A 14124-nucleotide genomic window follows, 5' to 3' on the forward strand; every position below is an offset into this window, starting at 1 on the left:
CAGCAGGGTGCAAGGACCTATACTGCGACCGGCGATGCAGACCCTTCAGCTCCTCTTCGCAGCGCTCTTCGGCTTCGCCTTCGGCAGCTTCCTGAACGTGTGCATCAGCCGGCTGCCGCAGCACCGTTCGATCGTGCGACCGGGCTCGCAGTGCCCGCTCTGCCGCACACCGCTGCGCGCGTGGGACAACATCCCGCTCGTCAGCTTCCTGCTGCTGCGGGGGCGCTGCCGGAGCTGCCGGCAGGCCATCTCGTGGCGTTACCCGCTGGTGGAGCTGGCCACCGCGGTTGCGGCTGTGCTCTGCATCCTGGTCTTCGGGCTGACTCCGGGCAGCGTCGCCCTGGCCCTGTTCTGCGCGTTGATGATTGCGCTCGCGGTCACCGATCTCGAAACACTGCTGCTGCCCGACGCGCTGACATTCCCGGCAATCGGGCTTGGCCTCGTGGCCCGCATGCTTCATGGCTGGCTGGGCGCGGTCCACGCCGGGGCGGGGCCCCTGGCAAGCCGCGCTGCTGTGGGGTCTGCGCGGCGCTATCTCGGGCGTGGCTACCGCCCTGGTGCTGCTCCTGCTGCGGTGGACCTATTGGCTGCTGCGGCGCCGGCAGGGCATGGGAATGGGCGACGTGAAGCTGGCGGCAGCCATCGCCGTCTGGCTGGGCGCACGGCAGGCGGCCGTCGCCTTCCTGCTCGCATCGGTCGGCGGCGCCATCGTTGGGCTCTTGTTGCTCTACGTGCGGCGCCGCGGAGCGGTAGCGGAGGGCGCGCAGGCGCTCGCCGCAGGCGACGCCGCGATTCCATTTGGATTTTTTCTGTGTCTGGCGGCGATTTACTGCGTGTTCTACGGTCCGGAGACGCTCACCTGGTATCTCGGTTTCTTCTCCGGACGGTGATCGCGGTCGCTTAGACGCGCGCCATGTGTCTTGCCTGCACCACTTCGACCATCAGGCCATTCCGCACTTCCGCGACCTGGCGTGTGTGATGAAGCAGGTGCAGCACGTGATAACGGCGCAACTGGTCCACGCGCAGCGGCCCAAGCAGAAAGTGGCGACTGACGCGCTCCATACCGAAGCGTTGGCGGGTCTCTTCAAGAACGGCGTCCAGCGCTTCGATCGACTCACCGATGCGCTCCACCAGTTCACGAACGCTCGCCGAATTCAGGCGATCCGGCGGCGTTGTCTCTGGCGGCGCCCCCACACCCTTCGGCATATGCCCGGCACTCAGCACCATCAACTGCATCATCCACTCGGTGCGTGTGCGATTGCGACTGCAGGAGCGATCCGGGCGTCCTTTAGCGAGCCGCTCTTCGAGAGCCGTGCGGGTCTGATCAAGAGCGAGGATCAGGTGCTCAACAATCTGCTGGATCGACCAGCACTGCGGGCGTCCCCATGGATGGACGTGCGCCGACGTTGCATCGAGTGTCGCAATCTCGTCGGAGAGGCGGCGGTACGCGGATGCAAAGACCGGATGCACGATGGACCAACCTCCACGAGAACTGTAGACCGCGGCACCTGCCTGAGCAACTAGGCAAAGTGTGGTGCCAATAATGAACTTGAGTACCCGAACATCTACTTTTGCAGGTCGCCAAGTGCCTTGCGGGCAGACCTGGCTTCCTTGCCATCGGGCGCGACGTCAAGATACAGCTTGTAGTTCGCCAAAGCTTCGTCTTTTTTGTGTAACTTGTCCGCGGTCGAAGCCAGCCCGTAGATAGCATCCAGGTTGGCCGGATCCAGTCGCGATGCCTCGGCGAAGCGCGCGTAGGCGCCCTGGTAGTTACCTTCGGTGTAGTAATACTTGCCGACCCGCACATCATCGGCCGCCCGACCTTCACCGGCCAGCGAGCCGCTCTCGATGTCCTTGGACGAGGGCTTGCGCAGCCGATGCCGCGCGCCGCTCTGCGGAACATCGCCGTTCGGACCGGCACCGTTGGGGTCGGCGCCGTTCGGGTCCGCAGCGCCAGAGCTGCTGCTGCTCGAGCTCGACGAGCCGGCCGGAGCCGATGCATCGCTGCTCCCTGCACTGGCCGCAGCGCCACGCGAGACGTCTTCCGGAAATGGGTTCTCTTTGGCCGCTTCCCCCGGCTTCTGCGACGGCGGAGCGGCTGGGGCCGCAGGCTGTTGCGGGTTCGATGCTGGGGCCGGGACGTCTGGAGTCTTCGAAGCATCGGGAGCATTGGGGGGCTGGGATGCGCTGCTTCCCTGCTGTTGGGCCGCGTGCTCGGACACGTCTGCAGGGAATGGGTTCTCCTGAGCAGTGGAGTGCGGCCGTACGGGCTTCTTTCCACCTGAGTCGCTGGCCGCTCCAGCTTGCGGCTTCTTCTGCGCGTCAGGCTGCGGCGTTTGAGCGGGTGCTGCGAGAACTGCCGAGGCCGGCAGCAGCAATAGCGCAAGCGCGAAGGCCGCACTGCTCGCAGACTTCCTAACAGGCGTCTCCCGGTGATTGCTGTTCATGCCCGCTGCCTCTCGACCTCAGGGTATAAGACGCAGCTCGCGGCTGTCCGGCGTCCTGCGACCGGCGCCGGGCGAGGCTTCGCTCTATACTGCGGGTCTATTCCGCATCGCGAGGCAATCACCCATGGGCCTGATGATCCGCTCCTCTGCTATACACGCCGCCGGCTGCTACACCAGCACGCCTATCTCGAAGGGCGCGCGCGTGGTCGAGTACACCGGGCCGCGCATCTCGAAGACGGCGGCCGACAAGCTATACGAGGAGTCGCCGATCACTTACCTGTTCGGGGTGGGCAGCCGCTCCCAGGTCATCGATGGGCACGGCGCGGCCATGTTCCTGAACCACTCCTGCGACCCGAACTGCGAGACCGATGAGATCGGTGACCGCGTCTGGATCCTGACGCTCCGCGACATTGCCGCCGGGGAAGAGCTTACCTACGACTACCACCTCTACGACGGGGACGAGGACGAGGCGCGTTGCAACTGCGGCACGGCAACCTGCCGCGGCACGATGTACTCACCAGAAGAGATCACGAAGCGCGCCCGCGCGGCGAAGCGTCAGAAGGGCTGAGCGCAGCGACGCGAGGGTAGGCCCCGAGCCACGCCCGCGCTCAGGCCCGTGCTCAGGGGCCTTTGACCACCGCAACCTGCGTCTGCGACCTGTGGCTCAGCAGGTCTGCGTTGCACCGAACACCGTTCCCTCGGCTCGCGGTCGCGGGGTCCTCCACAGCCTGCGGGACTACAATCAGACCAGACCCTACCGATGGCTTATCAGGTTCTTGCCCGCAAGTATCGTCCCCAGTTTTTTCGTGATGTGATCGGCCAGGAGCACGTCACCCGCACCCTGCTGAACGCGCTTGAGCAGGGGCGCATCGCGCACGGCTACATCTTCAGCGGTCATCGCGGGATCGGCAAAACCACGATCGCGCGCATTCTGGCGATGGCGCTCAACTGCCAGCGCACCATTGGCTCGCCCGAGCGGCCGACCGCTGAGCCCTGCGGCATCTGCGACGCCTGCACGGAGATTCGCGCCGGCTCCTCGGTCGACGTGATCGAGATTGACGCCGCCACCAATCGTGGCATCGACGAGATTCGCGAGCTGCGCGATGCGGCGCGTTATCGCCCGGCGCGCGACAAATACAAGATCTACATTCTCGACGAGGCGCACCAGATCACCGATGCGGCCTTCAACGCACTGCTCAAGACACTCGAAGAGCCGCCCGATCATGTCGTCTTCATGATGGCGACAACGCAACCCGAGGACATCCCGCAGACCATCCGCTCGCGCTCGCAGCACTACGCATTCCACGCGGTTCGCTATGAGGACATCCTCGGCCAGTTGCGCAGCCTTGCGGAGCACGAGGCGCTCGACGCCGATGACGCCGCATTGGCGCTGCTCGCCGAGGCCGGCGATGGATCGATGCGCGATGCGCTGTCCATTATGGATCAGGCGATTGCCAGCGCCCTTCCCGGCCCGGATGGCCGTCCGCATCTCGACGCAGAGCAGATTCGCGAGCTGATGGGCACGGTGCCGAATACGGTCTTCGAACGCCTGCTCGAATCAGTGAGCGAGAACAACAGTGCGGCCGTATTGACTGAATTGGACACGCTGCTCAATGCGGGCAACAGCCCGGCGCAGCTGGCGCGCCAGATGGTCCGGTACCTGCGCAATGCGCTGATGGCCAAGCTGGGCGGCGAGAAGAGCGAGCTGTTGCAGATCTCCGATGACGAGCGCGCCCGCGTCGCGCGCACCGCCATGCTGTTCGCGGAAGAAGACCTCACGCGCTTCCTGCAGATCCTGCTGCGCACGTTCGATGAGCTGAACTACCGGCAGGAGCCACGCTTCCATCTCGAGCTTGGGCTGCTCAAACTGGTGCACACGCAGCGTCTTATCCCCCTCGAACAGTTGATGAGTCAGTTGCCGGGTGGCGGCACAACAGCTCGCAGCAGCGCACCTCCGGCGCCGCGCGCAGCCACACCGCCAGCGGCTCCCGCCCGGCCGCCTGTCCGTTCATCGGCACCGCCTGCGCCGCCATCGCGCAGCGCTTCGGCGGAACTGCCCTCAACCCCGCCGCAACGGCCCTCGCCGGCTCCTCCATCTCCCGCAACAACGGAGCCACAGCAGCCAAGCTTCTCGCCGTTCGAGTCCGACACGCGCCGCAAATCCGGGCCCACCGGTCTGTCTGCTGCAGAGCCAGTCGCGATAGCGACTGCCACGGTTGCTGAGCCGATCGCGGTGGGACTCGCCGTTGCGTTGGCCGAGGCCGAGCCTGAGCCAGCCGCGATCGAACTGGCCCCCCAGGCCGAGAACGTTGAGCTTCCGCTACCGATGATCGAGCTGCCGCCGCACACAGCAGCCGCCGGCGTTGAGCCCTCCGAGCCGGAGATCAGCGGTCACGCCTCGGAAGAGCAGGAGCGCATCGCGGCCGACCTCGAAGAAGAGATCGCCTCCGATGGTGAGCCTGCGTCGCCTGAGGCAGAAGCGGCCTATCGCCACGCCATCATCGATCCGATCACCGCACTGCGCGATGCCGTCACGGTGGCGCTGCATGACAAGGGGCACGAGACCGCGAGCGCACTGTTGCGCGCCGGCCAGTGGTCCATCGCTCCGGACACCATCACAGTGACTGTCGCCGTCAAGAAGACGATGCTCTCGCTGACCATGAATCCGGAGGCGGAGCGCATCGCGCGCACGGCTCTGCAAGCAGCAGGCAGCCAGGCGAAGCTGGTCGTGCTGCCGGGTGAAGGCGGCACGTCTATACCCTCACCGGCAGCCTCCGCCGCCAGCGGCAGCATGCAGTCAAAGGCGCTCGACAATCCGCTGGTCAAGCAGGCCCAGGAGCTATTCCGCGCCGAGGTGCGCAGCATCCTCGACCTCCGGGGGAAGTCCTGATCTGCGCGGACCACCCTGACCTGCGCGGCATCTGATTCGCGCCTTCCACCGCAACAAGCCCCCAACCGTCAACAGAGAGGACCACGGATGAACCCCGAAGACCTGCAGAAAATGCTCGGCCAGGCGCAGGAGATGCAGCAGCAGATGGACGAGCGCCTGGCCACCACCACGGTTGAGGCCACCTCCGGCGGCGGCGCCGTCACGGTGAAGATGAACGGCCGCAAGGAAGTGCTCTCGCTGAAGATCGATCCAAGCGCTGTCGCCGGTCTGGGCTCGAACGCCGCCGACCTGGAGATGCTTGAAGATCTGATCATCGCCGCGCTAAACGAAGCGGGACGCCGCGCCGACGAGAAGATGCAGTCCGGACTCAGCGGCATGCTGGGCGGCATGGGGCTTCCCGGGTTCTGACCCGACCCCATGTCCCGCTTCGCAGAGCCCATGGCGCGCCTCATCGAGGAGCTGCGCAAGCTGCCCGGCATTGGCGCAAAGAGTGCGCAACGGCTCGCGTTTCACATTCTGCGTTCGAGTGAGGCCGATGCTGTCGCGCTCTCAGACGCAGTGCGCGACTTGAAGGCCCGTCTGCGGCTCTGCTCGGTCTGCAACAACATCACCGACGTCGACCCCTGCGTGTACTGCGCGAGCCCGACACGCAACCAGCGCCTGGTCTGCGTGGTCGAGGAGCCGACCAGCATCGCCGTGATCGAGCGCACACGCAGCTACAACGGCGTCTATCACGTGCTGCACGGCACGCTCTCCCCGCTGCACGGCGTCGGGCCGGAGCACCTGCGCACCGGTACGCTGACGGTTCGCGCACAACGCGGCGATCTTGACGAGGCAATCCTCGCGACCAGCCCGACGCTTGAGGGTGAGGCGACCGCGTCGTTCATCGCCGACCTGCTCAAACCATTTGCGATCCGGGTGACGCGCATCGCTACCGGCGTGCCCGCCGGCAGCGACATTGAATATGCGGATGAAGTGACGATGACGCGCGCGCTCGAAGGGCGGCGCGACCTGTAACGCTGCGCGGACTAGCTGCGCAGACGCGCGAGCAGGTCCTGCGGGTGAACGGGCTTGGCGAGGATTTCGAATTCGTGCCCCTGCACGCGGGCGCGATCCAGCAGATCAGCCGTGGCCGCCTGGCCGGAGAACAGCAGGATCTTGCAGGACGGCAGCATGCCGCGGATCTTGATCGCCGCGTCGATGCCGTTCATGTCGGTCATGATGACGTCGGAGATGAGCATGTCGGGCTGCAGGGTCTTCGCTGTCTCGACTGCTTTCTCGCCGCTGTAGACGGCGGTGGCTTCAAAGCCGGACTGGTTCAGAATGATGGACAGTGTATCGGCGATCACACGCTCGTCGTCGGCGACCAGGACCTTCGGCTTCTTCGGATTCTCGGACATTCGCTCCCTTTATGCGCAAAAGTGGCAGCAGCCGCATGATTGCGGCGGCGCTCTGTAGTGTTGACGCGGCTACTTGCCTGCTCTCGCCTAGATGATACGCTTCGGGTGAGAAGATGCTTCATCTTCCCGCAAACTGACAACCGATACATTCAGGGGACGATGCGAGGCGAGCATCGGCCAAGTGAGCGCGCCCTCTAACGGCGCCAATGCACTAGCTCCGTGTCAAACGGACAAGCCGGCTGGACCGGGCAGGGTTCATGACTGAAACGATCATTCGCGCCGACAAGGTCGAGAAGTACTATGCGCAGCCGAGCGAGAACCGCATTCAGGTCATCGCGCCGACTGACCTCGCGATCGTGCCCGGCGAGATCGTGGCGCTGCTCGGACCCTCCGGCTCCGGCAAATCAACACTGCTGCGCATGCTCACCGGGCTCACGCGTCCCTCCGCCGGCGAGGTCTTCTGGCACGAGGCGCCCATCGCGCAGGCGAGTCCGAACGTTGCCATCGTCTTTCAGAGCTTCGCGCTTTTCCCGTGGCTCACGGTCTTTGAAAATGTCGAAGCGCCGCTCAAGGCGCGCGGCATGTCTGCGGACGAGCGGCGTGAGCGCAGCCTACGCATCCTCGACACGGTGGGACTCGATGGCTTTCAGGCCGCCTTTCCCAAGGAGCTGTCGGGCGGCATGCGGCAGCGCGTCGGCTTTGCTCGCGCGCTCGTCGTCGAGCCAGAGGTGCTCTTCATGGACGAGCCCTTCTCCGCGCTGGACGTGCTCACGGCAGAGAACCTGCGCAGCGAACTGCTCGAGCTGTGGCAGAAGAAGACGATCCCCACGCAGGCGATCTTCATCGTGACGCACAACATCGAGGAGGCGGTGCTGCTGGCCGACCGCATCATCGTGCTCGGCCGCAATCCCGGCCACGTGCGCGTCGACTTCCGCGTCACGCTCTCCCAACCGCGCGATCGCAAGTCGAACCTGTTCACGCAGCTCGTCGATTACATCTACACCGTGCTGACGCGGCCGGACGTGAAGCCCAGCAATGTGCCGGAGCGCGTCGCCATCCGCGATCAGCGGCAGATGCATTACCAGATGCTGCCGCATGCGCGTCCAGGCGGCATCGCCGGTCTGCTCGAGATCCTGATCGACCGCGGTGGCAAGGACGATGTCTACCGCCTGGCCGATGAACTCGCCTTCGAACTCGACGATCTGTTCCCCATCGTCGAAGCCGCGCAACTGCTCGGCTATCTCAAGCTCGAAGAGGGCGACGTCGCGATCACGGAGAGCGGCCGCCTCTTCGCGGAGTCGGAGATCCTGAAGCAGAAGGAACTCTTCCGCGAGGCCGCGCTCGAACACGTGCTGCTGTTGCGCCAGATCACGCGCGCGCTCGACACCAAGGCCGACCACACCGTGCCCGAAGAGTTCTTCCTGGACATGCTCGATGAGCAGTTCTCTGCGGACGAGACCCACCGCCAGCTTGAGACGGCGATCAACTGGGGACGCTATGCGGAGCTGTTCGACTTCGACGCGGGCCGGCGCCGGTTCGTGCGGCCGGAGGTTGAAGAGACAGCCGGGCTGCCGGTCGAGGAAGTCGTCGAGTGAAGCCTCTGCGCGTCCCCACCCTGTCGCGCACGCTGGTCGTCGAGCGCTCGTGGCCGGTGGTGCTCGACCTCACGGTCGCCGCCTTCTGCCTGGCAGTCTTCTATTGCTTCGTGCTGCTGGGCCGCTACTGGTTCGGTCACATTGTGCCTGCGGCGCAGATCTCGCAGTCCGCCCGATCTCTGCCGCTCTACGCGCTCTACTCGATTGTTCGCATCGGCGTGGCCTATCTCCTGAGCCTGCTCTTCGCGGTCGGCTACGGCTACTACGCCGCCTACCATCCGCGCGTTGAAGGCTTCATGATCGCGGTGCTCGACATCCTGCAATCGATCCCCGTGCTCAGCTTTCTGCCCGGGGTCATGCTGGTGATGGTGTCGCTGCTGCCCACGCGCCAGCTTGGTGTTGAGCTCGGCGCGATCCTGCTCATCTTCACTGGGCAGGTCTGGAACATGGCCTTCAGCTTTTACTCCTCGATCCGCAGCATTCCGCGTGAGTTGCGCGAAGCCTCGCAGATTTACGGCTTCAGCGCGTGGCAGCGCTTCTGGCAGCTCGAGCTGCCGTTCTCGGCTATCGGCCTCGTGTGGAACTCCATGGTCTCGGTCGCGGGCGGCTGGTTCTTTCTCATGGCCTGCGAGATGTTCGTGCTCGGCGATCGCGACTTCCGCCTGCCCGGACTCGGCTCCTACCTGCAGACCGCCGCCGGCAATGGCAATTCGCGAGCGATGATCTGGGGACTCGTCACCATGATTGCAATCATCGTCGCGACCGATCAGCTCATCTGGCGTCCCGTGATCGCGTGGTCGGACAAGTTCAAGTTCGAGCAGGTGGAGAGCACACAGCGCATCAACTCGCCGATCCTGTACGCGCTGCGGAATTCGAATGCACTTGGCTGGGTGCGCGAGCGCACGATCGCTCCGCTTGGCGAGCGCGTCTACCACTCATTCGCGGTGCGCCGCCTGCGCACGCTGCATCGGCCGGAGCGCACAGCAGCCGCGCGCCAGCGTTCACTGCTGGTCAACTCGGCGGTATTCGCGGTTGTCCTTGTCGTGGCTCTCATCGCCGCCTTCCATGCTGTCCTGCTGCTGCGGGAGGTCCACGGACACGATCTGCTGGAACTGCTTAAGGGCGCCGGCGCTACCTTCCTCCGTGTCAACGCTTCGCTGTTCATCGCGGCGCTGTGGACCATTCCGGCAGGCGTTGCCATCGGCTTCCATCCAAAGCTCGCACGCGTAGCGCAACCCATCGCGCAGATCGCAGCCTCTGTTCCCGCCACGGCGCTCTTCCCGGTTCTGCTGATCGCGCTGGTCCGCGCCGGCGGCGGACTCGGCATCGGCTCGATCGCGCTCATGCTACTCGGCACGCAGTGGTACATCCTGTTCAACGTCATCGCAGGCGCCATCGCCATCCCCTCCGACCTGAAAGAGGTCTCCGGGCTGTTCCGCTTCTCAAATGTGCAGCGCTGGCGCACCCTCATCTTGCCCGGCATCTTCCCCTACCTGATCACCGGCATGGTCACAGCCTCGGGTGGCGCGTGGAACGCGAGCATTGTCGCGGAGTACTTCCACCTGCACGGCCAGACACTGTCCACGCTTGGCCTGGGGGCAGAGATCAGCCGCGCCACCGATCACGGCCAGTTCCACATTCTGCTCATGGCCACCATCCTGATGGCGCTGATGGTCGTCACTATCAATCGCATTGTCTGGCGTCCGCTCTTCCATCTCGCCGAGACCAAGTACCGGCTCGAAGGCTGAGCATCAATGAACAAGTTGCGCCTTCGCCACGTCTCGATGCTGCGTTAAGCTGTGACGAGACCACCTGTTGGCATTCCCAACTTTCCTTCCGGGCCGCGCGAGCAGGCATCCCCTGGGCCCGAACTCGCATCAAGGCAGCGGATCCCCAAAAGTGAAACGAAAGGTGTAAAGGCCCCTCGTTGATGCGCGCCCCGGACCAGCTTGACGCAGTCACTGAGCTCTCTCCGTTGCGCATTCTTCTGATCGAGGACAGTGAGGACGATGCCTACCTGCTGGCGCGCTACCTGCGCCGTGCCGGGTATGAGCCCATGCTGCGGAGGGTCGAGACCGCCGACGCCATGCAGGCCGAGCTGAGCGACGGCAAAGCCGAGTGGGATGTCGTGCTCGCTGACTTCAACCTGCCGACCTTCAGCGCGCCCGCGGCGCTTCACCTACTGAAGCGCATGGGCCACGAGCTGCCCTTCATCATCATGTCCGGCGCGATCAGCGAAGAGACTGCGGTGGACGCGATGCGGGCGGGTGCGCACGACTATGTCTCCAAGCAGAACCTGGCACGGCTGGTGCCCGCCATCGAGCGCGAGATTCGCGAGGCGCGCGCACGGCGGCTGAAGCGCGATGCCGAAGCCGCGCTCCGGGTCAGCGAGGAGCGCTTCCTGCGGCTCGCGCGCGCCATGCCGGTCGGCCTCATCATCACCCAGTCCGACGGAACGGTGCAGTATGCCAATACTGTGATCGAACGCATGCTGGGCTACACCGAACACGAGTTGCGCAGTGGCGTGGTCAGCTTTGAAAGCATCTTCGCGCAGGGAGCAGAGACCGTGCTCACCCGGCTTGCAGATGCGTCTGCTTCGGCTGAGCTACCGCGCTCGTTTGAAGTGCTCTGCCGCTCGCGCAGCAATGCCGAGGTCCCCGCCCTGCTGGCGATTGCGCCCCTTGCGCCCGAAGAGGCCTCAGGCCCTGCGCAAGACGGTATGCCGCAGCGTGAGGAGATCGCCGTCTTCTTCATCGATGTCACCGATCAGAAGCGCAGCGAAGAGGTGCTGCGGCGCACGGAGAAGCTGGCAGCCACGGGCCGCCTCGCCGCCTCCATCGCACACGAGATCAATAATCCACTGGAAGCAGTGACAAATTGCCTGTTCCTGATCGGCTCCGGTCCGCTGGAAGAGCCTGCGCGAAGCTACCTGGGACTGGCCCAGCAGGAGCTCAGCCGAGTCAGCCATATCGTCACGCAGACACTGCGCTTCTATCGCCAGAGCACACGCCCCGTTGAGTCCGACATCAACGAACTGCTCGACAGCGTGGTCGGCCTCTATGAGCCTCGTCTGCGCAGCTATTCGATTCGCATCGAGCGGCGCTATCGAACGGTTCCACCGATCATTGCGTATGCCGGGGAGATCCGGCAGGTGCTCGCCAACCTCGTCGGCAATGCGGTGGATGCGATGCAGCGCGGCGGCGGCCGTCTTATCCTGCGCAGCAGTCCAGGGCGTCATCCGCAGACAGGGACGCCCGGCGTGGCAGTCACCATTGCGGACACCGGCACCGGCATGGATGCGCACACCCGCTCCCGCATCTTCGAGGCTTTCTTCTCGACCAAGGGCCTCACCGGCACAGGACTCGGCCTTTGGGTCAGCCACGCCATTCTGGAGAAGCACAGCGGTCGCGCCGCGGTGCGTAGCTGGATGCGCCATGATTCCGAGAGCGGCGGCGGTACGGTGTTCCGCGTCTTTCTGCCGCTCGTATCGGACCTCTCCGCGGCTGCCCAACGCACAGTCTGACCGCTCAATCGCTCTCGCTGTTGCGGCCAAGCAACAAACCTCAGCCTTCGGGCTTCTGACTCACCAACCCCTCTGCAGGCTGAACCCCTCCAGGAAAAGAGAACACATGGCACGCACGATTCTGCCCGGAAAACCCTACCCGCTCGGCGCCTGGTGGAACGGCCGTGGCACAAATTTCGCTCTCTACACGGAGAAAGCTACAGGCGTCGACCTGTGCTTCTTCGACAGCGAGAGCAACGAGACGGATTGCATGCGCCTCGAGGAGTGCACTGCTTTCGTCTATCACGGCTTTGTGCCCGGCGTGCAGCCCGGGCAGCGCTACGGCTTTCGCGTGCATGGCGCGTGGGACCCGGCGCAAGGGCAGCGATTCAACGACAAAAAACTGCTGGTCGATCCCTATACCAAGTCCATCGAAGGCTACGTCCAGTGGGACCAGTCCATCTTTCCGTACACCTTCAACGGGCCCGATGCAGACCTGGTCAAGAACGAAGAAGACAGCGGGCACGGCATGCCGAAGTCCATCGTCTGCGATCCCGCATTCGACTGGACAGGCGACCGCCGGCTTCGCGTCCCTCTGGCGGACTCGATCATCTACGAGGTTCATGTCCGCGGCTTCTCGATCGCGAATCCCGACATTCCGGAAGAGCTGCGCGGCACGTACGCCGGCCTCGCACACCCGGCCAGCCTGGCGTACCTGAAGCGGCTCGGCATCACCGCGGTCGAACTGCTGCCCGTGCATCACTTCATCAACGACGCGAACCTGGTCGAGATGGGATTAAGCAACTACTGGGGTTACAATACTCTTGGCTTCTTCGCACCCGCGGAGCGGTACAGCTCGGACAAAACACCCGGCGCTGCGGTCCGCGAATTCAAGACCATGGTCAAGGAACTGCACAGAGCCGGCATTGAGGTCATCCTCGACGTCGTGTACAACCACACCTGCGAAGGCAATCAGATGGGCCCGATGCTGAGCTTCAAGGGCATCGACAACACTGCTTACTATCGCACCGTACCCGAAGATCCGCGCTTCTACATGGACTACACGGGCACCGGCAACACGCTCAATGTGCGACACCCGCAGGTGCTCAAGCTCATCATGGACAGCCTGCGTTACTGGGTGACGGAGATGCACGTTGACGGCTTCCGCTTCGACCTGGCGGCCACTCTCGCGCGCGAACTGCACGATGTGGACCGCCTCTCCGGCTTCTTCGACATCATCAACCAGGACCCAACACTGGCCGACGTGAAGCTGATTGCCGAGCCTTGGGACGTGGGCGACGGCGGCTACCAGGTCGGCAACTTCCCCGTCATCTGGGCGGAGTGGAATGGCAAGTACCGCGACACCGTGCGCCGCTATTGGAAGGGCGATGAAGGGCAGCTCAGCGATCTCGGCTATCGCCTGACCGGTTCGAGCGACCTCTACCAGCACGACGGCCGCCGACCCTACGCGAGCATCAACTTCGTGACTGCGCATGATGGCTTCACGCTGCGCGACCTGGTCAGCTACAACGACAAGCACAATGCGGCCAATGGCGAAGACAACAAGGACGGCGCGAACGACAACCACTCATGGAATATGGGCGTCGAGGGCGACACGGACGATGAGACCATCGTGCACGCGCGCGAGCGGCAGGTCCGCAACTTCCTGGCGACGTTGATCCTGTCCCAGGGTGTGCCGATGATCTGCGGTGGCGACGAACGCGGGCGCACGCAGCATGGCAACAACAACGCCTTCTGCCAGGACAACGAGATCAGCTGGTATGACTGGACACCGAACGAGCGCACCGAGTTGCTGATCGAGTTCACCCGGCGACTCATCCACATCCGGCGGCGCCATAACAACTTCCGCCGGCGCAAGTTCTTTCAGGGCGCGCAGATTCACAATTCGGCAGCGCGGGACATTGCCTGGTACGACGCGAGCGGCGCAGAGCTCGACGAGGGCGCATGGAATGCGCCCTGGGGCCGCAGTGTCGGCTTCATGCTCAATGGCAACACGCTCAACCAGAAAGATCCCCAGGGACGGCCGATCGTGGACGACTCGTTCCTGATCCTGATGAACGCTTACCATGAGGGCGTCGAGTACACACTACCGGCGTGCCCGGCCGGCGGCCATTGGGAGTGCGTGATGAACACGGACGACCTGCACGAGGAGTTCCAGAACCGTCGCGTGAATGGCAGCATCATCGTTGCCGGGCGCTCCATGGTGCTGCTCACCGAGTGCACCGCGGATTCCAATCTGGACGAAGCCGGGCCGGAGGACAAGGTCTAA

General features: G+C 64.4%; 12 protein-coding genes and 1 pseudogene. 10 read left to right on the top strand and 3 right to left on the bottom strand.

Annotation, left to right across the window (positions count from 1 at the left end; genetic code table 11):
- Positions 1-34 precede the first annotated feature (34 nt).
- Both AC5IJH_RS03640 and AC5IJH_RS03645 read left to right on the top strand, forming a co-directional pair.
- Positions 35-409, top strand: a pseudogene (locus AC5IJH_RS03640) (prepilin peptidase); the annotation flags it as partial.
- A gap of 49 nt (positions 410-458) precedes the next feature.
- Positions 459-890 (top strand): prepilin peptidase, encoded by a 432-nt coding sequence (locus AC5IJH_RS03645; RefSeq protein ID WP_491901435.1) that lies wholly within the window; start codon positions 459-461, stop codon positions 888-890.
- A gap of 10 nt (positions 891-900) precedes the next feature.
- Here the strand turns inward: AC5IJH_RS03645 and AC5IJH_RS03650 are convergent, their stop codons facing one another.
- Positions 901-1470, bottom strand: a complete 570-nt coding sequence (locus AC5IJH_RS03650) for a DUF1569 domain-containing protein (RefSeq protein WP_491901436.1) — start codon at positions 1468-1470, stop codon at positions 901-903.
- Positions 1471-1565: 95 nt separating this feature from the next.
- Positions 1566-2447 (bottom strand): tetratricopeptide repeat protein, encoded by an 882-nt coding sequence (locus tag AC5IJH_RS03655; protein WP_491901437.1) that lies wholly within the window; start codon positions 2445-2447, stop codon positions 1566-1568.
- Between the two features lie 124 nt (positions 2448-2571).
- Here AC5IJH_RS03655 and AC5IJH_RS03660 point away from each other — a divergent pair, with 124 nt between their 5' ends.
- The 4 genes from AC5IJH_RS03660 (at position 2572) to recR (ending at position 6354) form a co-directional block, all read left to right on the top strand.
- The gene (locus AC5IJH_RS03660; RefSeq protein ID WP_491901438.1) at positions 2572-3015 is read left to right on the top strand and encodes an SET domain-containing protein; all 444 of its coding nucleotides are present in this window, start codon (positions 2572-2574) and stop codon (positions 3013-3015) included.
- A 192-nt stretch (positions 3016-3207) separates the two neighbouring features.
- Positions 3208-5337 carry a DNA polymerase III subunit gamma/tau gene (dnaX, locus tag AC5IJH_RS03665; RefSeq protein WP_491901439.1) on the top strand — a complete coding sequence of 710 codons (2130 nt, stop codon included), beginning with the start codon at positions 3208-3210 and terminating at the stop codon, positions 5335-5337.
- A gap of 87 nt (positions 5338-5424) precedes the next feature.
- Positions 5425-5745 carry a YbaB/EbfC family nucleoid-associated protein gene (locus AC5IJH_RS03670; RefSeq protein ID WP_491901440.1) on the top strand — a complete coding sequence of 107 codons (321 nt, stop codon included), beginning with the start codon at positions 5425-5427 and terminating at the stop codon, positions 5743-5745.
- A 9-nt stretch (positions 5746-5754) separates the two neighbouring features.
- On the top strand, positions 5755-6354 hold the full coding sequence (gene recR, locus AC5IJH_RS03675; protein WP_491901441.1) for a recombination mediator RecR: 600 nt from the start codon (positions 5755-5757) through the stop codon (positions 6352-6354).
- 11 nt (positions 6355-6365) lie between these two features.
- Here recR and AC5IJH_RS03680 read toward each other — a convergent pair whose 3' ends face one another.
- A complete protein-coding gene (locus AC5IJH_RS03680) occupies positions 6366-6737 on the bottom strand; it encodes a response regulator (protein ID WP_491901442.1) in 372 nt (123 codons plus the stop codon).
- Positions 6738-6994: 257 nt separating this feature from the next.
- Here AC5IJH_RS03680 and AC5IJH_RS03685 point away from each other — a divergent pair, with 257 nt between their 5' ends.
- The 4 genes from AC5IJH_RS03685 (at position 6995) to glgX (ending at position 14124) form a co-directional block, all read left to right on the top strand.
- Entirely contained in the window at positions 6995-8332 is a 1338-nt protein-coding gene (locus tag AC5IJH_RS03685) for an ABC transporter ATP-binding protein (RefSeq protein ID WP_491901443.1), read from the top strand.
- On the top strand, positions 8329-10080 hold the full coding sequence (locus tag AC5IJH_RS03690) for an ABC transporter permease (RefSeq protein ID WP_491901444.1): 1752 nt from the start codon (positions 8329-8331) through the stop codon (positions 10078-10080). The genes AC5IJH_RS03685 and AC5IJH_RS03690 overlap by 4 nt, the downstream gene beginning before the upstream one ends.
- A 182-nt stretch (positions 10081-10262) precedes the next feature.
- On the top strand, positions 10263-11855 hold the full coding sequence (locus tag AC5IJH_RS03695) for a two-component system sensor histidine kinase NtrB (protein WP_491901499.1): 1593 nt from the start codon (positions 10263-10265) through the stop codon (positions 11853-11855).
- A gap of 106 nt (positions 11856-11961) precedes the next feature.
- Positions 11962-14124, top strand: a complete 2163-nt coding sequence (glgX, locus tag AC5IJH_RS03700) for a glycogen debranching protein GlgX (RefSeq protein ID WP_491901445.1) — start codon at positions 11962-11964, stop codon at positions 14122-14124.

Origin of the sequence: Candidatus Dedyshia acidiphila (assembly GCF_051025295.1) — a bacterium.
Taxonomy (GTDB): Bacteria; Acidobacteriota; Terriglobia; order Terriglobales; family Acidobacteriaceae; genus KBS-83.